Here is a 24879-nt window from a genome sequence, read left to right as displayed (position 1 = left end):
AAGAACCAGAAGAGGTGTTGCCATAGCAAGGCTCCGCCATTGGCGGCGTCAAACACATGCGCACCGAATTTTCGGTCCGCCTCCAGCGCGAACAGCGCCGCCGCGAGCACGGGGAAGGCCAGCAGCACCAGCACCGCGGTGAGCAGCACGTTCCACACGAAGATCGGCATGCGGAACATCGTCATACCGGGGGCGCGCATGCAGATGATGGTGGTGATGAAGTTGACCGCACCGAGGATCGTGCCGAAGCCGGAGAAGGCCAGACCCATGATCCACATGTCGGCGCCGACACCCGGCGAGCGGACCGCGTCCGACAGCGGGCTGTAGGCGAACCAGCCGAAGTCGGCCGCGCCCTGCGGGGTGAGGAAGCCACCGACCGCGATGAGCGAGCCGAACAGGTAGAGCCAGTAGGCGAACATGTTCAGCCGCGGGAACGCCACGTCGGGCGCGCCGATCTGCAGCGGCATGATCCAGTTCGTGAAGCCGGCGAACAGCGGCGTCGCGAACATCAGCAGCATGATCGTGCCGTGCATCGTGAACGCCTGGTTGAACTGCTCGTTCGACATGATCTGCGTGCCGGGGCGCGCCAGTTCGGCGCGCATCAGCAGCGCCATGACGCCACCGATGCAGAAGAACGCGAACGACGTGACGAGGTAGAGCGTGCCGATCGTCTTGTGGTCAGTGGTGGTGAGCCACTTGATCACGACGTTGCCCGGCTGCTTGCGCCGCACGGGCAGCTCGTTCGCGTACGAGTCTTCGGCTGCCCCGGCACCCTGAGGTTCGTTGAGGATGCTCACAGGTTGTTCGTCTCCCGGTTCTTCTCGTGGCCCGTCTGCTCAATGCCGGCCGGGACGTAACCGGTCTGTCCCTGCGCCGCGAGCTGCTTGAGGTGGGCCTCATAGCGCTCGGGGGAGACGACCTTCACGTTGAAGAGCATCCGGGAGTGGTCGACGCCGCACAGCTCGGCGCACTTGCCCAGGAAGGTGCCCTCCTTGTTGGGGGTCACCTGGAAGGAGTTGGTGTGGCCCGGGATGACGTCCATCTTCATCAGGAACGGCACCACCCAGAAGGAGTGGATGACGTCGCGTGAAGTGAGGACGAAGCGGACCGTCTTGCCCTTGGGCAGCCAGAGGGTCGGACCGGGGTTGCCCGTCTGCGGGTTCCGCTCACCCGGCGTACCGACCTCGTAGACACCGCCGGCGTTCGCCGGGAAGTCCTTCTTGAACCGGTCCGGAATGGCGGCCAGGTTCGGGTCGATCTTGGCGTTGCCGGTGACACCGGGAACGTCCTCGATGTAGTTGAAGCCCCAGCTCCACTGATAGCCGACCACGTTGACCGTGACGTCCGGCTTCTGCTTGAGGCTGAGGAGCTTCGTCTCGTCGCGGGCGGTGAAGTAGAACAGCACCGAGACGATGATGAGCGGGACCACCGTGTACAGCGCCTCGATGGGCATGTTGTACCGGGTCTGCGGAGGAACTTCGACCTTGGTGCGACTGCGCCGGTGGAAGAACACACTCCACAGGATCAGGCCCCACACCAGCACGCCGACGGCGAGCGCGGCCGCCCAGGACCCCTGCCACAGGGAGAGGATCCGCGGACCCTCCTCCGTGGTCGGGGTGGGCATACCAAGGCGGGGGAAGTCCTTGTATGTGCAACCGGTGGCGGTCGCCAGGACCAGGCCCGCAGTCAGTGCCTGCAGCAGCTTCCGCCGCATCGGGCGCCGCGGCGAGCGGTCGGAGCCGTTGGGACTCACGTAGCGCCTTCCCGAGAGTCTCGCCCGCGCTGTTGGCTGCGGCCTTCTCGCTGGTCGGTCGCCGCCCTGCGTCGGGCAGGGGTTTGGATGTTTATGCGGACCAAACCCTACTGGACGCTATTTGGGGTCGCGCGGGGAGGGTGCCCAACGCGCCGCCGGGTCAGCCGAAGGGGGTGGGTTGCCCTGCTCCGGGCTACTTCTGACGGAGGTTTGGGGCGCCCAGGAGCTCGGGACGGGGGGACATCACGGCGGCTGCGGGCTCGTTGTGGCTTGTCGCGCCGTTCCTCGCGCCCCCTTGGGGCGCTGCCCTGACCGGGGCCTTAGCGTTGAGGGGTGGCCTACTTCGATGCTGCTTCCGCTGCTCCCCTTCATCCCGTCGCCCGGCAGGCCCTGCAGGCCTCGCTCGACGAGGGGTGGGCCGATCCCGCGCGGCTCTACCGGGAGGGTCGGCGGGCCCGGCTGTTGCTCGACGCGGCGCGCGAGGCGGCGGCCGAGGCGGTGGGGTGCCGCCCGGACGAGCTGACCTTCACCTCGTCCGGCACCCGGGCGGTGCACTCCGGGATCGAGGGTGCGTCGGCGGGCCGCCGGCGCGTCGGACGCCACCTGATCGTGTCAGCTGTCGAACACTCGTCGGTACTCCATTCGGCGGAGGTCCACGAGGCGGCGGGCGGCTCGGTGACGACGGTGCCCGTCGACCGCGCGGGCACCGTCTCCCCTTCTTCCTACGCCGCCGCCCTGCGCCCCGACACCGCGCTCGCGTGCCTCCAGTCCGCCAACCACGAGGTGGGCACGGAGCAGCCGGTGCGGGAGGTCGCGGAGGCGTGCCGGGCGGCGGGGGTGCCGCTGTTGGTGGACGCGGCGCAGTCACTGCCCTGGCGCCGGGTGGAGGGCGACTGGTCCCTACTGACGGCAAGTGCCCACAAATGGGGCGGCCCTTCGGGGGTCGGACTGCTCGTCGTGCGCAAGGGGGTGCGGTTCGCTCCCCAAGGGCCCGTGGACGAGCGGGAGTCGGGGCGGGCGGCGGGCTTCGAGAACATCCCGGCCGTCGTGGCCGCGGCGGCGTCGCTGCGCGCGGTACGGGCGGAGGCGGTCGCGGAGGCCGCGCGCCTGCGGGAACTGACGGAACGGATCCGCGTACGGGTGCCCGAACTGGTCCCGGACGTCGAGGTGGTCGGGGACGCGGTGCACCGTCTCCCGGGGATCGTCACCTTCTCCTGCCTGTACGTCGACGGGGAGACGCTCCTGCACGAACTGGACCGGGCGGGTTTCTCCGTCTCCTCCGGCTCCTCCTGCACGAGCAGCACGCTGACCCCGAGCCATGTCCTGAAGGCGATGGGCGTCCTGAGCGAGGGCAACGTCCGGATCTCGCTGCCACCGGGTACGCCGTCCGAGGACGTCGACCGGTTCCTGTCGGTGCTGCCGGACGCGGTCGCGGACGTACGCGAGAAACTCGGCGCCCCGACGGCGTCGGCGCCGCCCTCCCCGTCCCCCGCCGCCTCCGACGCGCTCGTGGTGGACTCCCTCGGCAAGCTCTGCCCCATCCCGGTCATCGAACTGGCCAAGGTCATCGGGGACGTACCGGTGGGCGGCACGGTGCGCGTCCTCTCCGACGACGAGGCCGCCCGGCTGGACATCCCGGCCTGGTGCGAGATGCGGGGGCAGGAGTACGTCGGGGAGGAGCCGGCGGACCACGGGTTCGCCTATGTGGTCCGCCGGGTGTCCTAGACGGTCGGCCGGAGGAGTGTCCGGAGGAGTGTCCTGATCAGGCCAGGTGGGCCCTGACCTCGATGGCCGCGTCGTCTCCGTACGCCTTGGTGAAGCGGTCCATGAAGTGGCCGCGGCGGAGCTGGTACTCCTGGGTGCCGACCGTCTCGATGACCAGCGTCGCGAGCATGCAGCCGACCTGGGCGGCGCGCTCCAGGGAGACTCCCCAGGCGAGGCCGGAGAGGAAGCCGGCGCGGAACGCGTCGCCGACGCCCGTCGGGTCCGCCTTGCGCTCCTCGTCCGGGCAGCCGACCTCGATCGGGTCCTCACCGGCCCGCTCGATGCGTACGCCCCGTGCGCCGAGGGTCGTCACACGGTGACCGACCTTCGACAGGATCTCCTCGTCGCTCCAGCCGGTCTTGGACTCGATGAGCCCCTTCTCGTACTCGTTGGAGAAGAGGTAGGTCGCACCGTCCAGCAGTATCCGGATCTCGTCGCCGTTCATACGGGCGATCTGCTGCGAGAAGTCGGCGGCGAAGGCGATCGTGCGGGAGCGGCACTCCTCCGTGTGACGGAGCATCGCCTCCGGGTCGTCGGCGCCGATCAGGACGAGGTCGAGGCCGCCGACCCGGTCCGCGACCGCCTTGAGCTCGATCAGCCGGGCCTCGCTCATCGCGCCCGTGTAGAAGGAGCCGATCTGGTTGTGGTCGGAGTCCGTGGTGCACACGAAGCGCGCGGTGTGCAGCACCTCGGAGATCCGGACCGAGTCGGTGTCGACGCCGTGGCGGTCGAGCCACGCCCGGTACTCGTCGAAGTCGGAGCCCGCGGCCCCGACCAGGATCGGCCGGGTGCCCAGCTGTCCCATGCCGAAGGCGATGTTCGCGCCGACGCCACCCCGGCGTACGTCGAGGTTGTCGACCAGGAAGGACAGGGAGACCGTGTGCAGCTGGTCCGCGACGAACTGGTCGGCGAAACGGCCGGGGAAGGTCATGAGGTGGTCAGTGGCGATGGAGCCGGTGACTGCGATACGCACGGCGAGGACACGCTCCTGCGACGGAAGGGGATTGACAGTTCACGCTACCCGGTCGGCACGTGCCCTCAGAAGCGGTCAAAACTACCCGATAGTAGATCTTTCTTCGTGACGCCGACATGCATACGGTTCCGTTATGACGAACCTCAAGGTCCACGGCTCCGCCCCCCACGACCTCGAAGGCGATCTGGCGTCGCTGCGCGGCGACGGCGCTGTGGCCCGGCACTGGGCGGTACCGGACCCGGTCCTCTCCCGCCCCGACGTTCCCGTGTCCCCGTCGCGCATCCACGGGGTGACCGTGCCTCCCGCGTCCGCCCGCCTGCTGGACGCGATGTCCGACTACGGCGACTGACAGGACCCGAAGGGTCCTCGAAAAGGGCGGCCCCGGACGGCGCCCGCAGGGAACCGTGCGCTCCCCCGCTGCGTCCCATCGCTGTCCCCCGTAAAGGGGATGCGGTGTACGACCAGAAGGAGCGATGCGGTGAGCACCGAGCGACCCGAGACCGAAGCGCCCGAGCCCCCCGAGGACGGCAGCGAGCCGGCGAAGCCGCGCCGCCGCCATTCCCCGGCGGCCGTCGCCTCCGTCGCGGCCGCGGTGCTGCTCGTCGGCGGCGGCGGAGCCTATTTCGCCGCGACCGCGTCCGGCGGCGGGAACGACCGCGACCACTCCGCGGCCCCCGGCGCCGACGGCACTCCCCCGCCGCTGGTCCTCGACGGCTACACCGAGGGCGGTACGGGTGGCACGGGCGGTACGGGTGATATCGCGCCCGGTGAGCCCAATCCCTACGGCGTGACCTACCACGCGGACGGCACCCTGCCCGCCGGCCCGGACTCCGCGCCCGTCTACGCGGCGAAGGGCGAGGTCACGGCGGCCGAGGTGGCCCGCCTCGCGAAGGCCCTGGACATCGTGGGCACCCCGACGCTCACCGGCGAGACCTGGAAGGTCGGCCAGGACAAGGACGGCTCGGGACCCAGCCTCCAGGTCGACCAGCGGGCCCCCGGGACCTGGACGTTCAGCCGGTACGCGCCCGGCACCGACAACTGCAAGGGAGCCGTGTGCACGAGCGACCCCGGCTCCCCGAGCAGCCACGCGGTGACCGAGGCCGCCGCGAAGAAGGCCGCGGTGCCCGTGCTGAAGGCGCTGGGCCAGGACGACGCCAAGCTGGACGCGAGCGAGCTCATGGGCGCCAAACGGGTGGTGAACGCGGACCCGAAGGTCGGGGGCCTGCCCACGTACGGCTGGACGACCGGCGTCCAGGTCGGCCCGGACGGCCAGGTGGTCGGCGGCAACGGCCAGGTGAAGACACCGGTCAAGGGGGACACGTATCCCGTGATCAGCGCGAGCAGGGCCCTGGATCTGATGAACGGCCCGGCCTCTCTCCCGAAGCGGGACGGCGGGCGCATGGGGCCCGGCGGCTGCGCCAGTGCCGTACCGCTGAAGGACCGTGACGAGACGCCGTGCCGCGCGTCGACGGCGGTGCCGAAGCGGGAGCCGGTGGCCGTCGAGAAGGCCGTCTTCGGGCTGGCCTCGCACTTCGTGTCCGGGCACCGGACACTGGTGCCGTCCTGGCTGTTCGAGGTACGGCCGACGGGCACGGACTCCGCCTTCACGGTGACGCATCCGGCGGTCGACCCGAAGTACCTGACCTCGCCGGAGCCGACCGCGGCACCGACGCCGACGGCGACCCCCAGCCCGCGGCCGACCGCGGCGCCGACGTCCCGTGACGTCAAGGTGCAGGGCTACACGGCCGACGGCAAGGACCTGACCGTGAGCTTCACGGGCGGGGTGTGCGCGGACTACTCCACCTCCGCGAGCGAGAGCACGGACAAGGTGACCGTCAAGGTGACCGAGACACCGTGGCAGGGGAAGATCTGCATCCTCATCGCCAAGGTGTTCGAGAAGACGGTGCACCTCGACCAGCCGCTCGGCGACCGGAAGGTCGTCGGGTCCGACGGCACGCCGATCCCGGAGGGCAAGGCGGCCGGCGCCTCGGTGAAGACGCCCCGGGCGCGGTAGCCACGGGAGCGGTCGGGGCGGCTGCGCTCATGGCCCCGGATACGCGAAGGCGGCGTCCCTGTCGGAGGGGGACGCCGCCTTCGTACGCGTGACGCGTCCGGCAGTCGGCCGGGGCTCAGCTGAAGGAGTCGCCGCAGGCGCAGGAACCCGTCGCGTTCGGGTTGTCGATCGTGAAGCCCTGCTTCTCGATGGTGTCCACGAAGTCGATGGACGCGCCGCCCAGGTACGGAGCGCTCATGCGGTCGGTGACGACCTTGACGCCACCGAAGTCCTTGACGACATCGCCGTCGAGGGAACGCTCGTCGAAGAAGAGCTGGTAGCGCAGACCGGAGCAGCCACCGGGCTGAACGGCGACGCGAAGCGCCAGATCGTCGCGGCCTTCCTGGTCGAGCAGGGCCTTGACCTTGGACGCGGCGGAGTCGGACAGTACGATGCCGTCGCTCACGGTGGTCTTCTCGTCCGATACGGACATCTGCTTCTCTCCCGGGTTGTACGGAGACTGCTTGCCGACGTCTGCAACCGTCGGGGCCGCGGATTCATTCCGGGCCGAGAGTCTGCCTTTTCCGTGGTCTTTCCGTTCTCGCCTCCCATGCTCGCACACGCGCCGGAGAGCGGACAGCGGCCTGTGGACAACCTCCGGGATTCACGTCACATCGACACTATGGGCATCGTCAACATGACGTGAAGCGGTTATGATAGATAGCGTCATTTCGACGAAAAGGCTAGTCCGAATGTCCCGCTGGATCGCCCCCCGTGATCCAAGCGAGCCGCAGAACAGAAAGGGTGCGTGTCGTGACCACCGCCCAGACCCAGGAGCTCGACGTACAGCCGACGCCCCTCGCCCTGCTGCTGCTCGGCCGTGAGGCCGACCCGAGGAGCGAGCGCGGCGTGGAGTGTCCCGGAGACCTGCCCTCGCCCTCCGACCCGGACCTCGTGGAGCGGGCCCGCGCGGCCAAGGAGAAACTCGGGGACAAGGTCTTCGTGCTCGGCCACCACTACCAGCGCGACGAGGTCATCCAGTTCGCCGACGTCACGGGCGACTCCTTCAAGCTGGCCCGCGACGCCGCCGCGCGCCCGGAGGCCGAGTACATCGTCTTCTGCGGTGTGCACTTCATGGCGGAGTCCGCGGACATCCTGACGGGCGACGACCAGAAGGTGGTCCTCCCCGACCTCGCGGCCGGCTGCTCCATGGCCGACATGGCGACGGCCGAGCAGGTCGCCGAGTGCTGGGACGTGCTGACCGAGGCCGGGATAGCCGAGCAGGTCGTGCCCGTCTCGTACATGAACTCGTCCGCCGACATCAAGGCGTTCACCGGCAAGCACGGCGGCACGATCTGCACCTCCTCCAACGCCCAGCGGGCCCTGGAGTGGGCGTTCGAGCAGGGTGAGAAGGTCCTCTTCCTCCCCGACCAGCACCTCGGCCGCAACACCGCCGTCCGCGACATGGGGATGAGCCTGGAGGACTGCGTCCTCTACAACCCCCACAAGCCCAACGGCGGCCTCACCGCGGAGCAGTTGCGCGACGCCAAGATGATCCTGTGGCGCGGTCACTGCTCGGTCCACGGCCGCTTCTCGCTGGACTCGGTGAACGACGTCCGCGAGCGCATCCCCGGCGTGAACGTCCTCGTCCACCCCGAGTGCAAGCACGAGGTCGTGTCGGCGGCGGACTACGTCGGCTCCACGGAGTACATCATCAAGGCCCTGGAGGCCGCCCCGGCCGGCTCCAAGTGGGCGATCGGCACGGAGCTGAATCTGGTCCGCCGCCTGGCGAACCGTTTCGCGGCCGAGGACAAGGAGATCGTCTTCCTCGACAAGACGGTCTGCTTCTGCTCCACCATGAACCGCATCGACCTCCCCCACCTGGTGTGGACCCTGGAGTCCCTCGCCGAGGGCAACCTGGTCAACCGCATCGAGGTGGACAAGGAGACGGAGGCGTTCGCGAAGCTGGCGCTGAAGCGGATGCTGGCGCTGCCGTAACGCGGAGATCACTCCACCCTCGGGCGTACCAGGCCCGACTCGTAGGCGATGACGACGAGTTGGGCCCGGTCGCGGGCGCCGAGCTTGGCCATGGCCCGGTTGACGTGTGTCTTCACGGTGAGCGGGCTGACCTCCAGCCGCTCGGCGATCTCGTCGTTGGAGTGGCCTCCCGCGACCTGGACGAGCACCTCGCGCTCGCGCCCGGTGAGCGCCGCGAGCCGCTCCGCCCGGGCGGAGTCCCGGCCCTCGTCCGAACCGTCCCCCTGGGCGAGGAACTTGGCGATCAGCCCCTTGGTGGCCGCCGGGGACAGCAGTGCCTCGCCGCCCGCCGCGATCCGGATGGCGTTCAGCAGCTCCTCCGGCTCCGCGCCCTTGCCGAGGAAGCCGGAGGCGCCGGCCCGCAGCGACTGCACCACGTACTCGTCGACCTCGAAGGTCGTCAGCATGACCACCCGTACGTGCGCGAGTCCCGGGTCGGCGCTGATCAGCCGGGTGGCGGCGAGGCCGTCGGTGCCCGGCATCCGGATGTCCATCAGCACCACGTCGGCGCGGACCTCCCGGGTGAGCCGCAGCGCCTCCGCGCCGTCGGACGCCTCGCCGACCACCTCCATGTCGGGCTCGGAGTCGACGAGGACACGGAACGCGCTGCGCAGCAGCGCCTGGTCGTCGGCGAGCAGGACACGGATGGTCATGCGGAGTCCCCCAGGGCGGGCGCGGTGCGGTTCTTGACCGGAAGGATCGCATGGACCCGGAAGCCGCCTCCGTAGCGGGGACCGGTCGTGCAGGTGCCGCCGAGCGCGGTGACCCGCTCGCGCATCCCGAGCAGCCCGTGTCCGCCGCCCTCCTCGGGGCCGTCGTCCTGCCCGGGTCCGTTGTCGAGGACGGTCACTTCCACGTTCGGTCCCACGCGTACGACGCTGATCTCGGCCTTCGCCCCCGGGCCCGCGTGTTTCTGCACATTGGTGAGGGCTTCCTGGATGACGCGGTACGCGGCGAGGTCGACGGCGGCGGGGAGGGTGGTGCCGTGGTCGGCGCGGGCGACTTCGACGGGGAGTCCGGCGTTGCGGAAGGTGTCGGCGAGTTCGTCGAGGCGGGCGAGGCCCGGGGCGGGTTCCGTGGGGGCCTCGGGGTCGCCGGACTGGCGCAGCAGGCCGACGGTGGCGCGCAGTTCGTTGAGGGCCGAGCGGCTGGCCTCGCGGACGTGCGCGAGGGCCTCCTTGGCCTGGTCGGGGCGCTTGTCCATCACATGGGCCGCGACGCCGGCCTGCACGTTGACGAGGGCGATGTGGTGGGCGACGACGTCGTGCAGGTCGCGGGCGATGCGCAGCCGCTCCTCGGCGACCCGGCGGCGGGCCTCCTCGTCGCGGGTGCGCTCGGCGCGGTCGGCGCGTTCGCGGATGGCGTGCACGAAGGCGAGGCGGCTGCGTACGGCGTCGCCCGCGGCGGCGGCCATGCCCGTCCAGGCGAAGATCGCGAGGTTCTCCTGCGCGTACCAGGGCAGGGGACCGACCAGCATCGCGCAGGCCGTCAGCACCGTCATCGTGAGCAGGCCGACGCGCCAGGTGGTGGGGCGGTCCGTGGCCGACGCGACGGTGAAGAGGGCGACGACTGCGGACATCACCACCGGGGCTCTGGGATCGCTGGCCACCAGTTCCACGGCGGAGAAGGCGCCGGTCGCGGCGAGGATCGTTCTGGGGGCGCGGCGGCGGAACACGAGGGCGGCGGCGCTGAGCACCATGAGGGTGAGGCTGAGGACGTTCGGGGTGTGCGTGCCCCAGGCCGCTCCGTTCTCCCCGTGGGGGTCGATGAAGGAGCTGGCCATCATCGTCACGAGTACGCCGGTCGCCAGGGTGGCGTCCAGGGCCATCGGGTGCGCGCGGAGTCTGTACCTCGTGCGCTCTAGGGTGCTCACCCGGTTTACGGTACGGCGCCCTCGCAGGGGGCGGAACGGTCACCACCGGACCCCGGCGTTTCTGGTCCCGTCCCTGGGGGCTGTCGGGGCGAAGCCCCGCCTTGGGGGCGCGGGCGACTGCGCGATCAGCCCCCACCGGCCCGCGCACAAAGCACTTCCGCTGAGCTGAGCAGCTCCCCCGCTCACCCCCGGAGGGAACCGTCAGCCGGGGATCAGGCCCTCGTCGGTCAGCATGGCGCGGACCTCTTCGAGGGTCGCGTCGGGGGACGGCAGGATGAGGTCGGAGGGTTCGAGGGCGTCGTCGGGAAGCGGAGCGCCGAGGCGGCGGACCTGGTCCAGAAGAGTGGTCAGGGTACGGCGGAAGCCGGCCTCGTCACCGCTCTCCATCTCGGCGAGCAGCTCGTCGTCCAGCTTGTTCAGTTCGGTGAGGTGGCTGTCGTCCAACCTCACCTGCCCCTCCCCCATGATCCGTACGATCATGTCGCCCTCCTCAGGCGCCCTAGGTGTGGGTCACTGCTTGTCGAAGCGCGGGGTGTCCTGCGGCTGGGACTGCGACGTGGACTGTCCCGTGCCGCCCTCGATCGCCTGCTGCGGCGAACCACCGGCGAGCTCGGCCTTCATGCGCTGCAGTTCCAGCTCTACATCCGTACCACCGGAGAGCCGGTCCAGCTCGCTCTGGATGTCGTCCTTGGCCAGACCGGACTGGTCGTCGAGCGCACCGGAGGCGAGCAGCTCGTCGATGGCGCCGGCGCGGGCCTGCAGCTGCGCGGTCTTGTCCTCGGCGCGCTGGATCGCCATGCCGACGTCGCCCATCTCCTCGGAGATGCCGGAGAAGGCCTCGCCGATGCGGGTCTGCGCCTGGGCCGCCGTGTAGGTCGCCTTGATGGTCTCCTTCTTGGTGCGGAAGGCGTCCACCTTGGCCTGGAGCCGCTGCGCCGCGAGGGTGAGCTTCTCCTCCTCGCCCTGGAGGGTCTGGTGCTGCGTCTCCAGATCCGTCACCTGCTGCTGGAGCGCGGCACGGCGGGAGAGCGCCTCGCGGGCCAGGTCCTCCCGGCCGAGCGCGAGCGCCTTGCGGCCCTGGTCCTCCAGCTTGGTGGACTGGTTCTGGAGCTGGTTCAGCTGAAGTTCGAGGCGCTTGCGGCTGGTCGCCACGTCCGCGACGCCGCGGCGCACCTTCTGCAGCAGCTCCAGCTGCTTCTGGTACGAGTAATCGAGGGTTTCGCGCGGGTCCTCGGCCCGGTCAAGGGCCTTGTTCGCCTTCGCGCGGAAGATCATCCCCATACGCTTCATGACACCGCTCATGGGCTTCGCGCGCCCCCTTCTGACGGACTCCAGCTCCAGGTACTGCAACAGAACCCACAGTACGGGCCCTGCATCCATTACCGCACTGTTCGGGGACTGATGCGCTCATCCCCAAGGACGACTGCGTACGGCACCGCTCCGGCGTAGGGAGTAGGTGGGACTCGGGGTCCACCCGTACACAACGTCCCCTCTGTCCCCCTACAGACGCACGGTGTTGCCGGATCGTTCCCCACTCGAACGACGTCCATGCCGCCGCACCCCGTACCCTTGGGTTTTGTGTTCCGTAGCCGTGCCAAGGAAGAGAAGGCCCCCGCCGACAAGGCGCAGGTGACCGACTCCAAGCAGACCCGTGACCCGCAGGCCCCCAAGGGCCGCCCCACGCCCAAGCGCAGTGAGGCCCAGACCCAGCGTCGCAGCGTCGCCCAGACGCCATCGACGCGTAAGGAGGCGGCCAAGCGGCAGCGTGACGATCGTCGTGTCCAGATGGAGAAGCAGCGCCAGGCCCTGGCCAACGGCGACGAGCGCTATCTGCCCGCCCGTGACAAGGGGCCGGTGCGGAAGTTCGCACGCGACTTCGTGGACTCGCGCTTCTGTGTCGCGGAGTTCTTCCTGCCGATGGCCGTGGTCATCCTCGTGCTGAGCATGGTGCGGGTGGGCTCGCTGCAGAACATCGCGCTGCTGCTGTGGCTCGTGGTGATCGTGATGATCGTGGTCGACTCGATCGGCATCGCGATCCGCCTGAAGAAGCAGCTGGCCGCCCGCTTCCCCGACGTGCCCAAGAAGGGCGCGGTCGCCTACGCCCTGATGCGTACTCTCCAGATGCGTCGCCTCCGGCTGCCGAAGCCGCAGGTCAAGCGCGGAGAGCGGCCCTGAGCGCGACATCGTTCTCCGGGGGCGCGGCGGATGCCTGGCTGAGCAAGCTGGGCGGGCTGCGTGATGTCGTACGACAGGAGCTGGTGGCCCGGCAGCTCGACGAGCAGATAGCCGGCCGGTTCCCGGTCGGACAGCGGTTGCGGGTGCTCGACGTCGGTATGGGCCAGGGCACGCAGGCGCTGCGGCTGGCCAGGGCCGGGCATCAGGTGACCGGCCTCGAGCAGGACGCGAAGATGCTCGCGGTGGCCCGGGAGGCGCTGGCCGCCGAGCCCGAGGGCATCCGGAGCCGGGTGCGGCTCATCGAGGGCGACGGCCGCGAGACGGGCGTGCACTTCCTGCCCGGCAGTTTCGACGTGGTGCTGTGCCACGGCGTACTCATGTACGTCGAGGAGCCGGACCCGCTCCTCGCGGGGCTGGCGCGGATGCTGGCCCCGGGCGGGCTGCTCTCGCTGCTGGTGCGCAACGCCGACGCGCTGGCCATGCGCCCGGGCCTGTCCGGCGACTGGACGGCGGCCCTGGCCGCGTTCGACACGGACGCCTACGTCAATCGGCTCGGCCTCGCCGTCCGCGCGGACCGGCTCGCCACGCTGACGTCGACGCTCGCGGGGATCGGGGCGGCGTTGCACGCCTGGTACGGCGTGCGGGTCTTCACGGACACGGCGCCCGACGGGACCCCCGTCCCCGAGGACATGGAGACTCTCCTGGCCGCGGAGGAGCGGGCCGGGCGGACGGACCCCTATCGCCAGGTGGCGGCCCTGCTGCATCTCTGCGGCGTACGCGGCTGATCGATCCCTGAGGCCTGCGAGACCGATCGCTGCCCGGTCGCCCCCTGTTCGGCCCTGCACCGCGAGCCGGAGCGGAGCCGCGAAAGGGACACTCGGGACATGGCTGCCACCCGTGCCCCCGTGCCGCGTCCGCTGCTCTCCATAACCGCCGTCGCCATCACCGCCTGCGCCACCGCCCTGCTCTCCGGCTGTTCCGACCCCGGGCCGCCCGCCAAGAAGGACGGGACGAAGGACGGGACGACGCAGGCCGTCGTCCCGCTCGCGGCCGACGACCTGCAGAACGCGTATCTGAAGGTGATCAAGAACGTCCTGCCCTCGGTGGTGCAGATCCAGGCGAGTGACGAACTGGGCTCGGGGGTGGTGTACGACGACAAGGGACACATCGTCACCAACGCGCACGTGGTCGGGAACGAGCGGACGTTCAGGGTGACGACGGCCAACAGCCAGAACGTGCTGACCGCCAAGCTCGTGTACACCTACCCGGGCCAGGACCTCGCCGTCATCAAGCTGGACAAGGTGCCGAGCGGGCTGAAGGCGGCCACTCTCGGGAACTCGGAGAAGGTCGAGGTCGGCCAGATCGTGCTGGCGATGGGCTCGCCGCTCGGGCTGTCGTCCAGCGTGACCCAGGGCATCGTGTCGGCGACCGGGCGCACCGTCAGCGAGAACAGCACCGACGGCGGGACGGGGGCCACCATCGCCAACATGGTGCAGACGTCGGCCGCGATCAACCCGGGCAACAGCGGCGGCGCACTCGTCGGCCTGAACGGACAGGTCATCGGCATTCCCACGCTGGCCGCGACGGACCCGAGCCTCGGGGGCGGCACGGCGCCCGGTATCGGCTTCGCGATCCCCGCCTCGATGGTGCGGACAATCGCCGACCAGATCATCAGGACCGGCAAGGTCACCGACTCGGGACGGGCCGCGCTCGGCATCACCGGCCGTACCGTGCTCGACGAGACCTATACGCCCGTGGGTGTCGCCGTGGTCGAGGTGAAGCCCGGCAGCGCGGCCGACACGGCGGGCATCCGGCCCGGCGACATCGTCACCCGGATCGGCACGAGCGACATCACCACCCTCACCTCGCTCGCCGAGGCGCTCGCCTCCGACAAGCCGGGCCGGCGGACGCGGGTGACGTTCGTCCGGGACGGGGCCGAGCGGACGGTCAGTGTGCGGCTGGGGGAGCAGTAGGTACGGGGTGAAGGCGGCGGCGAGGGGTTGACGTACGGCGAACGGGGCTGCCGGGAGCGGTCCCGGCAACCCCGGCCGGCCTACTCCGGTTCGGCGTGCAGGCTCATCGGCCCGTAGATCTTCGTGCTGTCCTCGAAGAGGAACACCTGGTCCGCGCCGCCCTCCAGGAGGTCCTTCCAGACCTCGCCGATCCAGGACTCCGCATCCCCCTGCGTGGTGAACTCCTCGGGCTGCACCGCGGGTTGGACCTCTGTCCCGTCGGACTTCTCGAACCGCCACGTCCATGCCGCCATGTACGCCTCCCAGGTGTGAGCACACTGCACAGCGGAAGCCGCACAAGATCCGGCTCCCGTCCGAAGCCTAGGCGCTGAGCCGGGTACGGAACAGAAGATCGCGAGTCGCGGCACGCGTCGCGGGTCGTGAACGGCCCCGCGCGCCTACAGGGGCCGTACCCGAACGCGCGCCGCCCACGGTGACACGGGAAAATCAGGGCGTGGAACTGACTCTGCTCGGCACCGGCTCCCCCGAGGGCCTGCCCCGTCCCGACTGTCCCTGTGCGGCCTGTGCGAGTGCGCTCGGCGAGGACGCGCGGGCGGCCACCGCGCTGCTCGTGGACGGCACCCTGCTGCTCGACCTCACGCCCGGCGCCGCGTTCGCCGCCGCCCGCGCCGGGCACTCGCTGGGCGGCGTACGGCAGGTCCTGCTCTCGCATCCGCACGACGGGCCCGCCGTCGAGGTGCCGGCCGGACTCCCGCAGCCCGTACGGGTTCCCGACGGCGGCGAACTCGCGCTGCTGACCGGACACCGGGTGCGGGCGGTGCCGATGGACTCGCCCGGCACGGGGTACGCGGTGACCGGACCCGACGGACAGCGGCTGCTGTATCTGCCGCCGGGCGCGGCGCCCGCGGGACTCGACGAGAACGGCGACGCGTACGCCATGGTGGTCGCCGATGTGGTGGGGCGGCCGGACGCCCTGGCGAAGCTGCGCGCGGTCGGGGCCGTCGGGCCGACGACGGACGTGATCGCGGTCCACCTCGACCACGACGTGCCGCCGGGCCCCGAACTGCGGCGGCAGCTGGCGGCGGCGGGCGCGCGGGCGGTGCCGGACGGGACGACGCTGGACGTGGGCGTCTACGAGGACGTGCCCGACGTACCGCGCCGCACCCTCGTGCTCGGCGGGGCGCGCTCGGGCAAGTCGGTGGAGGCGGAACGGCGCCTGGAGTCCTTCCCCGGGGTGCTGTATGTGGCGACGGGCGGGTCCCGCAACGGGGACAACGAGTGGGCGTCGCGCGTGCACGCCCATCGTGAGCGGCGGCCCGGCTCCTGGCGCACGGTGGAGACGTGCGACCTGGTGCCGCTCCTGGAGGACTCCGGGCCTCCCCTCCTCGTCGACTGCCTCTCCCTCTGGCTCACGGACGCGATGGACTCCGTGAACGCGTGGGACGACGCGGAGTGGGCCGGTGGCGGCGAACGCGCGCTGCGCGCCCGCGTCGAGGAACTCACCTCCGCCGTCCGCACCACGCGCCGCACCGTCGTCGCCGTCTCCAACGAGGTCGGCTCCGGCATCGTCCCCGCCACCGCCTCCGGGCGCCGCTACCGCGACGAACTCGGCCGCCTGAACGCGGGGTTCGCGGCGGAGTGCGAGCACGTGCTGCTGGTGGTGGCGGGGCAGGCGCTGGCATTGCGGGGCTGACCGGGGCCGAACACAGCTGACCAGTGCTGACCGGGGCTCAGGATTGTCTGCGGGCGATGATCCGGAAGGCGTTCGAGAAGCGGGTGCGGCGGAAGACCGGGGCCATCGCGTGGTCCAGGGCGGAGGCCGAGGCGAGCAGCGGGACGCTCGCCCGGGCCAGGACCGTGTGCAGGGTGCGCTGGAGCGAGGTCGGCGGGGTGGGGCGCCAGGGCGCGTCGAGGTCGGGCAGGACGCGGCCGAGGGCCAGCGCGAGGGCGCCGGCGAGGTCGTACGGGATGTGCGGTTCACGGCGGTCCGTCGCGACGATCTCGCAGCCGAGGGTCTCCAGTTCGCCCAGCAGGTTGGACAGCGGCATCAGGTGCAGATGGCGCGGCTGGCCGTACGACACCCACCACCTGCCCAGCAGCGCGCCGAACGCGCAGTCGGGGTCGGGCACTTCGACGAGGAGGTGACCGCCGGGCCGCAGGACCGTCAGGGCGGCGCGCAGTTCCTCGCGCGGGTCGCGGGTGTGCTCCAGATGGTGGAACATGCTCACGACGTCGTAGCGGGCGCTCAGCCGCCCGATGATCCGGGGGTCGGTGAGCCGGCCGCGGTGGGCCTCCTCGATGTGCCCGGCCGCCCGCGCCTTCTCGACCCGCCGGGTGGGGTCGAGGCCGTCGAAGGACGTGTACGGGTGGACCTCCCGGGCGACGGCCGGGAAGTGCCCGTGCCCGGTGCCGACGTCGAGCCAGCTCTCCGGCTCGGCGTGGCGCAGCAGCGCGCGGGCGGCGGCCCGGTGGCGCCCCCTGCTGCCGCGGGCGCCCAGGAGCCGGTCGGTGAGGCCGTCGAGTCCCTCGTGGAAGTCCCGGTGGTAGAAGGCCAGCCCCTCCGCGCTGAGCCGGGGGTTCTGGAAGGCGTGGGAGCAGTCGGCGCACTCGTCGACGACGAACGTGCCGGGCTTGCGCTGCACCTGGTCCGGCGTCCGCAGCCGGGTGCGCAGCCGCTTCGAGCCGCACCAGGGACAGTCTTCCCGGCGCGGTTCGTGGAACCGGTCGGTGCCTTGGGCGAGTTCGGCCGCGTAGGCGGCGCGGCGCTCGGCGCTCGGGGGTGGCGTGGGGGGCATGGACGCTCCTGGGGACGGCAGGGTGGGGGGACGGCGGGGCGCGCGAGCGAGCCGTACGACAATCCGACACAAACGGTACGTAGCGGATCGTGATCCGGGGCGCAACGACGTGGCGCGGACGTGTTCGATCGCTGCCGGTACTGTTCGGCGAATGAGCTCGCTTAATCTCGACGACTTCACCGATCTGATCGAGCGCCCCGACGGCGGCGTGCGCCGGGACGCCGAGGCGCGCCGGGAGCGCCAGGTCGTGCCGCCCGGGGCGCTCGGCCGCCTCGACGAACTGGGTGAGTGGCTGGCGGCGGCGCAGTCCGCGGTGCCGGTGCGGCCGATCGAGCACCCGCGTGTGGTGCTGTTCGCGGGCGACCACGGGGTCGCCGGACTCGGTGTGTCGGCGCGGCCCGCGGGCACCGCCGACCGGTTGGTGCGGGCGGTCCTGGAGGGCGCGAGCCCCGCGGCGGTGCTGGCGCGCCGGCTCGGCGTGCCGGTACGGGTCGTCGACATGGCGCTGGACTGCGATCCGCAGGAGCTGCCCGCGGAGGTCGCAGGGCACCGGGTACGGCGCGGGTCGGGGCGGATCGACATCGAGGACGCGCTGACCCTGGAGGAGGCCGAGGCCGCGTTCCGGGCGGGGGTCGCCGTCGCGGACGAGGAGGCGGACTCCGGTACGGATCTGGTGGTGCTCGGCGATGTGAGCGTCGGCGGGACCACCGCGGCGGCCGTGCTGGTCGCGGCGCTGTGCGGGACCGACGCGTCCGTGGTCACCGGGCGGGGCGGGCGGCCCATCGACGACCTCGCGTGGATGCGCAAGTGCGCGGCCGTGCGGGACGCCTTGCGGCGGGCCCGGCCGGTGCTCGGGGATCAGCTGCAGCTGCTCGCGGTGGTGGGCGGCGCCGATCTCGCGGCGATGACGGGGTTCTTGTTGCAGAGCGCGGTGCGGAAGATGCCGGTGATTCTCGACGGGGTCGTCTCGGCCGCGTGCGCCCTCGTGGGGCAGCGGGTCGCCTTCCGGGCGCCGGACTGGTGGCTGGCGGGCCAGAACAGCGGCGAGCCGGCCCAGGCGAAGGCCCTGGACCGCATGGCCCTCGAACCCCTTCTCGACCACGGCGTCACGGTCGGCGAGGGCGCGGGAGCCCTCCTCGCCCTTCCCCTCGTCCAGGCCGCCGCCGCCCTCTCCGCCGACCTCCCGGAAGCTCCGGCCCCCGAGCCCGACCCCGAGCCCGAGGTCTCCGACCAGAACGAGTGAACGGCCTCACCCACGAACGCAGGACGGGCTGAAGACGGGCTGAAGGACGCGGGCCGCGGCGGGTGGGGCAACCTCCGGCCCGCGGCCGAAGAACTACGGGCGAAAACCCACCCCGCAACAAAACCCCGGCCCGCATCACCCGTACCGCCCCTCCCCCGCACGACGCGCCCCGCCCCATATCATCGCCCTTTATGGGAGATGCCCGAATTGCCGCTGACCAGGAGCGGGTCCCGGCCCGTCGGGGTGAAGGGGACCACCTGTCCACGGGCGCGTCGCGCAGAGCCGCCGCCTTCGCGGTCTGGTACCTGCGGGCCGTCGCGTTCATCAACTTCCTGAGCGCCGCGTGGGTGTCGCTCGGGCAGGACGTACGGCGCCACAACACCGAGAACTTCTTCACCCCGTACCTGCTGACGGCAGGATTCGCGTCGGGTGTGTTCACCATGTTCCTGGCCATCACGATGCGTCGCCGCAAGCGGGCCGCGTGGATCCTGAACTTCGTGCTCAGCGGACTGTTCCTGATGCTGTTCGCCGTCGCGATGACGTTCCCGGAGATCCGCCAGTACGCCCAGAACTGGGTCTCGATCGTCCTGACCGCCGCCTTCGTCGTCTCGCTCGTCGTCGGCCGCCGCGAGTTCTACGCGAAGGGCGACCGGTCGAACCCCAAGCTCGCCGCGGCCGTCGCCGTCGGCGGACTGCTCGTCGCCTCCCTGCTCGCCGCGCTGCTGGTGACGGTCACCAACAGCGCGCCGGACGCCTACCGTTCGACCTTCTGGGACCGCTGGCGCTACGGCGCCCTGCGACTGGTCTCCGTCGCGGCCGACGACTCCCGCTTCCACGGCCTGGAGATCGCCAACTGGGTCAACGTCACCATCAACGTGCTCAGCACCCTGCTGGTCCTCGCCGTGTTCTACGCCGCCTTCCGCTCCCGCCGCGCCGTCGACCCGCTCACCGAGGACGACGAGAAACGGCTGCGCACCCTGCTCGACCGGCACGGCGACCGCGACTCGCTGGGCTACTTCGCGCTGCGCCCGGAGAAGAGCGTGATCTGGTCGCCGACCGGCAAGGCCGCGGTCGCGTACCGCGTCGTCGGCGGGGTCTCCCTGGCCTCCGGCGACCCGATCGGCGACCCGGAGGCGTGGCCCGGCGCCATCGAGCCCTGGCTCGCCGAGGCCCGCGCGCACGGCTGGATCCCGGCGGTGATGGGAGCGAGCGAGGAGGCGGGGACCGTCTACTCACGGCACGGGCTCGACGCCCTCGAACTCGGTGACGAGGCGATCGTCGAGACCGCCGAGTTCACCCTCGAGGGACGCGCCATGCGCACGGTCAGGCAGGCCTACAACCGGGTCAAGCGGGCCGGGTACGAGGTGCGCATCCGGCGGCACGAGGACATCCCGGCCGACGAGATGGCGTACCTCCTGAAGCGTGCCGACGACTGGCGGGACGGGGCCACCGAGCGCGGGTTCAGCATGGCGCTCGGACGGCTCGGCGACCCGGACGACGGGCGGTGCGTGATGCTGGAATGCACCGACGGAGAAGGGGAGTTGCGGGCGCTGCTGTCCTTCGTGCCGTGGGGGCCGCAGGGGCTCTCGCTCGATCTGATGCGGCGTGACCGGGACGCCGAGAACGGGCTGATGGAGTTCATGGTGATCGATCTCCTGCGCCGCGCCCAGGAGATCGGGATCACTCAGGTCTCACTCAACTTCGCCATGTTCCGTTCCGTCTTCGAACGAGGTGGACGCCTCGGTGCCGGGCCGGTGCTGAGGCTGTGGCGTTCGCTGCTCAGCTTCTTCTCGCGCTGGTGGCAGATCGAGTCGCTGTACCGGGCCAACGCCAAGTACCGGCCGATCTGGGAACCCCGGTTCCTGCTCTTCGAGAAGAGCGCGGACCTGCTGCGCATCGGCCTCGCGGCCGCGCGCGCCGAGGGGTTTCTCGAAGCGCCCGGACTGCCGAAGTGGCTGCACCGCAGGCACCTGGAGTCGCACCGATGAGGACAGCCGGACAGACAGGGAAGGCCTGCCGGCCCGGGACCGGGACCGCAGGACGGATGGGGACCGCTGCATGAACACCCTCGCCCGCCTCGCCCGCGCCGAATGGGGACTGCTGTACGTCACCGTGCGCGAGGCACTCGCGAGACAGCGATGGCGGGCGATGCCGGTGACGCTCGGGGCCGTCTGTCTGACGGCCGTCCTCCAGTTCGTGCAGAACCAGCCCTGGGGCTTCCAGTTCGTGCAGGACATCGGCTCCGTGCGGGCCGAGGAGCCACTGTGGCTGGCCCTGCTGCGCACCCCGCTCTCCCTGTTCGTGCCGGCCCTCGACCTGCCGGTGTGGGGCGCGCTGCTGCAGCTTCTCGTCGTGTTCGGGATCGCCGAGATCTGTCTGGGCTGGTGGCGGATGCTCGTCATCGCGTACGCCGCCACGCTGGCCGGCACGCTCTACGCGCGCATGGCGATCTCACTGAGCCCGGGCAACCCGCTGGGGCTGCCCGTGACGGACGCACAGGTCGTGGACACCGGGCCCTCGGCGGCCGTGGTCGGGCTCGCCATCTTCGTCGCCTGGCGCTATCGCGCCTACTGGACGGGGTGGGGGGTGGTCGCGGCGATGGTGATCGAGGTGGCGTTCAAGGGGAACCTCGCGGGCAAGGAGCACATCGCCGCGCTCGCCGCGGTCTTCGTGCTGTACGGGATCTCGATCCTGCGTCACCGCTACCGCTACCGCCACCGCCGCCGCTTTCACCGGCGGCCGGGCAGGGGCCGGACGGGATCCGGTTTTCCGCCGATCCAGTCCTGAAGCCTGCGGCGCGGGCCGAACCAGCGGCGGTCGCGGTGGTAGGCGCGCAGCATCGACCTGGCCCGGGCGCGCGGCCTGCGGCGGTAGAAGCGCCTGGCCCACGGAGAGAAGGGGCGGGCCAGCCGGACGGCGCCGATGAGCGCGACGAACGGGACGATCACGCCGAAGATCGCCATGCGGGCCTTGCCCTTGCTCAGGGCGACCAGGGCGAAGAGGAAGTTCACGGCGACGCTCAGGATGACCCCGCCCCGGTCGTGGAGTTCCTCCTGGGTCATGTCGTTGACCCCGAACGGCAGGAACCCGCCGAGCACCAGGCCGACGAGGGCCGCCGTGACCAGGACGACCTCGACGCTCTTGCGACCCTCCTCGCTCCAGTACACGTCGTCGAGGTGCAGGATCAGCGCGAACTCGTCGAGCACCAGCCCGGCGCCCGCCCCGAACACCACCGCGAACAGCGCGGCGCCGAAGCCGTGCCGGGAACTGGCCACCGCGCCGAAGCCGCCGATCACCGTCAGGACGACACCGGGCACGACATGGTGGATGTGCAGACCGCCCGCCTTGACGTTGCCGAACGGACCCTTGCCCGCGCGGATGAGGCGGACGACGACACGGGTGATCACAAAGGTCAGCACGAAGGAGGCAAGTGCCAGCAGAAGCGGCAACTTTCCCGGTTCGATGATGTTCCTGTCCAACCAATGACCCATAATGTGCACTTTATCCACGGCTCTCGCGCCCGGCCGCCGCACCCGTCCTCGGCCGGCCCGCCACCTCCCCGGGTACCCTGCGCCGGTGTCCAGGACCCCTCTCCCCCACGGCCTCCGCTTCGCCTTCGGCACCCTGACCGTGCTCCCGGTCACGGTCACCCGCTGGGACCGTGAGGCGGCGCGCGGCGGAATGCTGTGCGCTCCCGTCGCCGGGCTGGTCGTCGGGGCGGGCGCGGCCCTGGTGGGCGTGACACTGCTCGCGATGGGCGCGGGCCCGCTGCTGGCCGCCGTCGCCACCGCCGCCGTACCGGCCGCGCTCACCCGTGGTCTGCATCTCGACGGACTCGCCGACACCGCGGACGGACTCGGCAGCGGCAAGCCCGCCGAGGACGCGCTGCGCATCATGAAGCAGTCCGACATCGGCCCGTTCGGCGTGGTCACCCTGCTCTTCGTGCTGCTGGCGCAGGTCGCCGCGCTCTTCCAGGCCTACGAGGCCTCGTGGGCGCGGGGTGTGCTCGCGGCCGTCGTCTCGGCGACCGCGGCCCGGCTCGCCCTCACCCTGGCCGCGCGCACCGGGGTACCCCCGGCCCGCCCCGAGGGCCTGGGTGCCGCGGTCGCGGGCACCGTGCCCGTGCGCGGCGCCCTGCTGGTGACCCTCGCCGTGACCGTCGCGGCGGCCGGCGCCGGCGCGCTCCTGGGCACGTACGACCTCGTACGCGCCCCCCTGGCCGTCCTCGCCGCCTGCGCGAGTGCCGAACTGCTCCTGCGCCACTGCACACGCCGCTTCGGCGGCATCACGGGCGATGTCTTCGGCGGCCTCGCCGAGACGGCGGCGACCACCGCCCTCGTGGCGCTCTCCCTCGGCTGAACTTCCAGCGAGCGTAGGAATGAGCGAAACCCGGCGGCGCGCGTAGGCTCGTCCCGAGTATGTGCCACCCAGGTAACGACACTCCCTGAGGCCGGATCTAGGGTCATTCGTCAGGGCCCGGTCGACCCATCCCTACTCGGCCGCAGCAAAACAATGGAAGCGAGATCTCACCACAGTGACTGCTCTGACTCTCAGCACCGCCGCGGCGTCCGGCCTGCGGGCCGACGCGATCGTCGTCGGTGTCGCGAAGGGCGCCAAGGGCCCGGTCGTCGCACCGGGTGCCGAGGCCGTGGACAAGGCGTACGACGGCGCACTCGCCGGGATCCTGGAGACCCTCGGCGCATCCGGCGGCGAGGGCGAGGTGACGAAGCTGCCCGCGCCGACCGGCTTCAAGGCGCCCGTCGTCGTGGCCGTCGGACTGGGAGCCGCCCCGGAGAAGGACGACACCTTCAGTGCCGAGGCGCTGCGCCGCGCGGCCGGTGCCGCGGCCCGTGCGCTCGCCGGTGCCAAGAAGGCCGTCTTCGCCCTGCCGATCACCGACGCCGCCGACGCGGGCGTCCTGGCGGAGGGCGCGGCGCTCGGCGCGTACGCCTTCGACGCCTACAAGGAGAACGGCAAGAACGGCAAGGACGCGAAGAACGGCAAGGCCCCGCTCGCCGAGGTCACGCTGCTCGGCGGCAAGCCCCGGGACGCGGCGTACAAGGCGGCCCTCGCGCGCGCCACCGCCGTGACCGAGGAGCTCAACCGCGCCCGCGACCTCATCAACACCCCGCCGAACGACCTCTACCCCGAGGCCTTCGCCGCCGTCGCCACCGCCGCCGGCAAGGAGCACGGCATCAAGGTGCAGGTGCTCGACGAGAAGGCCCTGGCGAAGGGCGGCTACGGCGGCATCCTCGGTGTCGGCGCGGGCTCGGCCGCCGCTCCCCGCCTGGTGAAGCTGTCGTACACCTCGCCGAAGGCGACCAAGCACCTCGCGTTCGTCGGCAAGGGCATCACCTACGACTCGGGCGGCATCTCCCTCAAGCCCGCCGGGCACAACGAGACGATGAAGTGCGACATGAGCGGCGCGGCGGCGGTCTTCGCCGCCGTGGTCGCCGCGGCGCGCCTCGGCCTCGAGGTCAACGTCACCGGCTGGCTGGCGCTCGCCGAGAACATGCCCTCCGGTTCCGCCACCCGCCCCGGTGACGTGCTGCGCATGTACAGCGGCAAGACCGTCGAGGTCCTCAACACTGACGCCGAGGGCCGCCTGGTGCTCGCCGACGCGCTGTGGAAGGCGTCCGAGGACAAGCCGGACGCGATCATCGACGTGGCGACGCTGACCGGCGCGATGGTGCTCGCACTCGGCAACCGCACCTTCGGCGTGATGGCCAACGACGACGCGTTCCGTACGGCGATCGTCGAGGCCGCGGAGGAGGTCGGCGAGGAGTCCTGGCCGATGCCGATGCCGGAGCACCTGCGCAAGGGGATGGACTCCCCGACCGCCGACATCGCCAACATGGGTGAGCGGATGGGCGGCGGGCTGGTCGCCGGTCTGTTCCTGAAGGAGTTCGTGGGCGAGGGCATCACGTGGGCGCACCTGGACATCGCCGGGCCCGCGTTCAACGAGTCCGGCCCGTTCGGCTACACGCCGAAGGGTGGCACGGGCTCGGCGGTGCGGACGCTGGTGCGGCTCGCCGAGCTGACCGCCGCGGGCGATCTCGGCTAGAGGTGTTCCACGGCCGCGGCTGATGCGCGGCCGGTCGCGGGGTACCTCCGCGCCCCTTGTCGGGGCGCGGAGGTACCCCCCGTATTCGGACAGTGCGACTTCTCACACACCGGCCCGGCGTCTCGAACGCTCCGGACAAGTGCGAAGATGGGTTCTCGGCAGGACAGGGCCCCCACCACAGGGCCGAAGAAGAGCGGCCGGACACCAGCCGCCGACCGGTCACTGGAGACCGGCGT

General features: G+C 71.2%; 24 protein-coding genes. 13 read left to right on the top strand and 11 right to left on the bottom strand.

Translation table 11 applies throughout. From position 1 onward, the window contains the following. On the bottom strand, positions 1 to 797 hold a 797-nt coding region (locus ACZ69M_RS04080; protein ID WP_470046306.1), incomplete at its 3' end, for a cytochrome c oxidase subunit I. After that, positions 794 to 1753 carry an aa3-type cytochrome oxidase subunit II gene (ctaC, locus tag ACZ69M_RS04075; RefSeq protein WP_067363563.1) on the bottom strand — a complete coding sequence of 320 codons (960 nt, stop codon included), beginning with the start codon at positions 1751 to 1753 and terminating at the stop codon, positions 794 to 796. The genes ctaC and ACZ69M_RS04080, both read right to left, overlap by 4 nt. Positions 1754 to 2086: 333 nt before the next feature. Here ctaC and ACZ69M_RS04070 point away from each other — a divergent pair, with 333 nt between their 5' ends. Beyond that, positions 2087 to 3478 carry an aminotransferase class V-fold PLP-dependent enzyme gene (locus tag ACZ69M_RS04070; RefSeq protein WP_470046305.1) on the top strand — a complete coding sequence of 464 codons (1392 nt, stop codon included), beginning with the start codon at positions 2087 to 2089 and terminating at the stop codon, positions 3476 to 3478. A 37-nt stretch (positions 3479 to 3515) separates the two neighbouring features. On the opposite strand, the gene ACZ69M_RS04065 is transcribed toward ACZ69M_RS04070, so the two are convergent. Continuing rightward, positions 3516 to 4490 (bottom strand): carbohydrate kinase family protein, encoded by a 975-nt coding sequence (locus tag ACZ69M_RS04065; protein WP_470046304.1) that lies wholly within the window; start codon positions 4488 to 4490, stop codon positions 3516 to 3518. A gap of 133 nt (positions 4491 to 4623) precedes the next feature. Between ACZ69M_RS04065 and ACZ69M_RS04060 the strand changes: the two genes are divergently transcribed. Together ACZ69M_RS04060 and ACZ69M_RS04055 are read left to right on the top strand one after the other, a co-directional pair. Further along, positions 4624 to 4839 carry a hypothetical protein gene (locus ACZ69M_RS04060; protein ID WP_470046303.1) on the top strand — a complete coding sequence of 72 codons (216 nt, stop codon included), beginning with the start codon at positions 4624 to 4626 and terminating at the stop codon, positions 4837 to 4839. Between the two features lie 99 nt (positions 4840 to 4938). Next, entirely contained in the window at positions 4939 to 6504 is a 1566-nt protein-coding gene (locus ACZ69M_RS04055; RefSeq protein WP_470046302.1) for a hypothetical protein, read from the top strand. A gap of 115 nt (positions 6505 to 6619) precedes the next feature. Here the strand turns inward: ACZ69M_RS04055 and ACZ69M_RS04050 are convergent, their stop codons facing one another. Continuing rightward, positions 6620 to 6976, bottom strand: coding sequence for a HesB/IscA family protein (locus tag ACZ69M_RS04050; protein ID WP_352052147.1), 357 nt, complete (start codon positions 6974 to 6976; stop codon positions 6620 to 6622). A gap of 320 nt (positions 6977 to 7296) precedes the next feature. On the opposite strand from ACZ69M_RS04050, the gene nadA reads away from it, so the two are divergent. Beyond that, positions 7297 to 8481, top strand: a complete 1185-nt coding sequence (gene nadA, locus ACZ69M_RS04045) for a quinolinate synthase NadA (protein WP_470046301.1) — start codon at positions 7297 to 7299, stop codon at positions 8479 to 8481. 8 nt (positions 8482 to 8489) lie between these two features. Here the strand turns inward: nadA and ACZ69M_RS04040 are convergent, their stop codons facing one another. The 4 genes from ACZ69M_RS04040 to ACZ69M_RS04025 form a co-directional block, all read right to left on the bottom strand. Next, on the bottom strand, positions 8490 to 9173 hold the full coding sequence (locus ACZ69M_RS04040; protein ID WP_470046300.1) for a response regulator: 684 nt from the start codon (positions 9171 to 9173) through the stop codon (positions 8490 to 8492). After that, positions 9170 to 10393: a sensor histidine kinase gene (locus ACZ69M_RS04035; protein WP_470046299.1), complete on the bottom strand. Its 1224-nt coding sequence runs from the start codon at positions 10391 to 10393 to the stop codon at positions 9170 to 9172. The genes ACZ69M_RS04040 and ACZ69M_RS04035 overlap by 4 nt, the downstream gene beginning before the upstream one ends. A 201-nt stretch (positions 10394 to 10594) precedes the next feature. After that, entirely contained in the window at positions 10595 to 10873 is a 279-nt protein-coding gene (gene pspAA / locus ACZ69M_RS04030; protein WP_054231565.1) for a PspA-associated protein PspAA, read from the bottom strand. Between the two features lie 30 nt (positions 10874 to 10903). Further along, entirely contained in the window at positions 10904 to 11695 is a 792-nt protein-coding gene (locus ACZ69M_RS04025; RefSeq protein WP_054231594.1) for a PspA/IM30 family protein, read from the bottom strand. Between the two features lie 246 nt (positions 11696 to 11941). On the opposite strand from ACZ69M_RS04025, the gene ACZ69M_RS04020 reads away from it, so the two are divergent. From ACZ69M_RS04020 to ACZ69M_RS04010, 3 genes are all read left to right on the top strand, one after another. Next, positions 11942 to 12568, top strand: coding sequence for a DUF3043 domain-containing protein (locus ACZ69M_RS04020; RefSeq protein ID WP_351701006.1), 627 nt, complete (start codon positions 11942 to 11944; stop codon positions 12566 to 12568). Positions 12569 to 12651: 83 nt separating this feature from the next. Further along, a complete protein-coding gene (locus ACZ69M_RS04015) occupies positions 12652 to 13353 on the top strand; it encodes a class I SAM-dependent methyltransferase (RefSeq protein ID WP_470046298.1) in 702 nt (233 codons plus the stop codon). A 99-nt stretch (positions 13354 to 13452) separates the two neighbouring features. Next, complete coding sequence (locus ACZ69M_RS04010; protein ID WP_470046297.1) at positions 13453 to 14541, top strand: S1C family serine protease; 1089 nt, start codon at positions 13453 to 13455, stop codon at positions 14539 to 14541. 80 nt (positions 14542 to 14621) lie between these two features. On the opposite strand, the gene ACZ69M_RS04005 is transcribed toward ACZ69M_RS04010, so the two are convergent. After that, the gene (locus ACZ69M_RS04005; protein WP_054231569.1) at positions 14622 to 14834 is read right to left on the bottom strand and encodes a hypothetical protein; all 213 of its coding nucleotides are present in this window, start codon (positions 14832 to 14834) and stop codon (positions 14622 to 14624) included. A gap of 200 nt (positions 14835 to 15034) precedes the next feature. Between ACZ69M_RS04005 and ACZ69M_RS04000 the strand changes: the two genes are divergently transcribed. Next, on the top strand, positions 15035 to 16234 hold the full coding sequence (locus tag ACZ69M_RS04000) for a bifunctional adenosylcobinamide kinase/adenosylcobinamide-phosphate guanylyltransferase (RefSeq protein ID WP_470046296.1): 1200 nt from the start codon (positions 15035 to 15037) through the stop codon (positions 16232 to 16234). A gap of 37 nt (positions 16235 to 16271) precedes the next feature. Here ACZ69M_RS04000 and ACZ69M_RS03995 read toward each other — a convergent pair whose 3' ends face one another. Next, positions 16272 to 17336 carry a class I SAM-dependent methyltransferase gene (locus ACZ69M_RS03995; protein WP_470046295.1) on the bottom strand — a complete coding sequence of 355 codons (1065 nt, stop codon included), beginning with the start codon at positions 17334 to 17336 and terminating at the stop codon, positions 16272 to 16274. 151 nt (positions 17337 to 17487) lie between these two features. On the opposite strand from ACZ69M_RS03995, the gene cobT reads away from it, so the two are divergent. From cobT to ACZ69M_RS03980, 3 genes are all read left to right on the top strand, one after another. Next, on the top strand, positions 17488 to 18579 hold the full coding sequence (gene cobT, locus ACZ69M_RS03990) for a nicotinate-nucleotide--dimethylbenzimidazole phosphoribosyltransferase (RefSeq protein WP_470046294.1): 1092 nt from the start codon (positions 17488 to 17490) through the stop codon (positions 18577 to 18579). A gap of 191 nt (positions 18580 to 18770) precedes the next feature. Then, complete coding sequence (locus ACZ69M_RS03985) at positions 18771 to 20567, top strand: phosphatidylglycerol lysyltransferase domain-containing protein (RefSeq protein WP_470046293.1); 1797 nt, start codon at positions 18771 to 18773, stop codon at positions 20565 to 20567. 70 nt (positions 20568 to 20637) lie between these two features. Beyond that, positions 20638 to 21366, top strand: coding sequence for a hypothetical protein (locus ACZ69M_RS03980; protein ID WP_470046292.1), 729 nt, complete (start codon positions 20638 to 20640; stop codon positions 21364 to 21366). Here the strand turns inward: ACZ69M_RS03980 and ACZ69M_RS03975 are convergent. Then, positions 21309 to 22070 carry a hypothetical protein gene (locus ACZ69M_RS03975; RefSeq protein WP_470046291.1) on the bottom strand — a complete coding sequence of 254 codons (762 nt, stop codon included), beginning with the start codon at positions 22068 to 22070 and terminating at the stop codon, positions 21309 to 21311. The two genes, ACZ69M_RS03980 and ACZ69M_RS03975, sit on opposite strands and share 58 nt — an antisense overlap. Before the next feature lie 85 nt (positions 22071 to 22155). On the opposite strand from ACZ69M_RS03975, the gene ACZ69M_RS03970 reads away from it, so the two are divergent. Together ACZ69M_RS03970 and ACZ69M_RS03965 are read left to right on the top strand one after the other, a co-directional pair. Continuing rightward, the gene (locus ACZ69M_RS03970; protein WP_470046290.1) at positions 22156 to 22938 is read left to right on the top strand and encodes an adenosylcobinamide-GDP ribazoletransferase; all 783 of its coding nucleotides are present in this window, start codon (positions 22156 to 22158) and stop codon (positions 22936 to 22938) included. A 175-nt stretch (positions 22939 to 23113) separates the two neighbouring features. Further along, positions 23114 to 24643: a leucyl aminopeptidase gene (locus ACZ69M_RS03965; RefSeq protein ID WP_470046289.1), complete on the top strand. Its 1530-nt coding sequence runs from the start codon at positions 23114 to 23116 to the stop codon at positions 24641 to 24643. Positions 24644 to 24879: the final 236 nt, after the last annotated feature.

Source organism: Streptomyces sp. NPDC107454, from assembly GCF_055582885.1.
The sequence above is the reverse complement of the archived record's forward strand: the minus strand, read 5'-3'. Positions and strand labels throughout refer to the sequence as shown.

What these genes read in the sequence shown, in the direction of transcription:
- ACZ69M_RS04060 (WP_470046303.1), top strand. Translation starts at nt 4,624, where the DNA reads ATGACGAACCTCAAGGTCCACGGCTCCGCCCCCCACGACCTCGAAGGC.
- ACZ69M_RS04055 (WP_470046302.1), top strand. Translation starts at nt 4,939, where the DNA reads ATGCGGTGTACGACCAGAAGGAGCGATGCGGTGAGCACCGAGCGACCC.
- ACZ69M_RS04050 (WP_352052147.1), bottom strand. Translation starts at nt 6,976, where the DNA reads ATGTCCGTATCGGACGAGAAGACCACCGTGAGCGACGGCATCGTACTG.
- ACZ69M_RS04040 (WP_470046300.1), bottom strand. Translation starts at nt 9,173, where the DNA reads ATGACCATCCGTGTCCTGCTCGCCGACGACCAGGCGCTGCTGCGCAGC.
- pspAA (WP_054231565.1), bottom strand. Translation starts at nt 10,873, where the DNA reads ATGATCGTACGGATCATGGGGGAGGGGCAGGTGAGGTTGGACGACAGC.
- ACZ69M_RS04025 (WP_054231594.1), bottom strand. Translation starts at nt 11,695, where the DNA reads ATGAGCGGTGTCATGAAGCGTATGGGGATGATCTTCCGCGCGAAGGCG.
- ACZ69M_RS04020 (WP_351701006.1), top strand. Translation starts at nt 11,942, where the DNA reads ATGCCGCCGCACCCCGTACCCTTGGGTTTTGTGTTCCGTAGCCGTGCC.
- ACZ69M_RS04010 (WP_470046297.1), top strand. Translation starts at nt 13,453, where the DNA reads ATGGCTGCCACCCGTGCCCCCGTGCCGCGTCCGCTGCTCTCCATAACC.
- ACZ69M_RS04005 (WP_054231569.1), bottom strand. Translation starts at nt 14,834, where the DNA reads ATGGCGGCATGGACGTGGCGGTTCGAGAAGTCCGACGGGACAGAGGTC.
- ACZ69M_RS03995 (WP_470046295.1), bottom strand. Translation starts at nt 17,336, where the DNA reads ATGCCCCCCACGCCACCCCCGAGCGCCGAGCGCCGCGCCGCCTACGCG.
- cobT (WP_470046294.1), top strand. Translation starts at nt 17,488, where the DNA reads ATGAGCTCGCTTAATCTCGACGACTTCACCGATCTGATCGAGCGCCCC.
- ACZ69M_RS03985 (WP_470046293.1), top strand. Translation starts at nt 18,771, where the DNA reads ATGGGAGATGCCCGAATTGCCGCTGACCAGGAGCGGGTCCCGGCCCGT.
- ACZ69M_RS03980 (WP_470046292.1), top strand. Translation starts at nt 20,638, where the DNA reads ATGAACACCCTCGCCCGCCTCGCCCGCGCCGAATGGGGACTGCTGTAC.
- ACZ69M_RS03975 (WP_470046291.1), bottom strand. Translation starts at nt 22,070, where the DNA reads ATGGGTCATTGGTTGGACAGGAACATCATCGAACCGGGAAAGTTGCCG.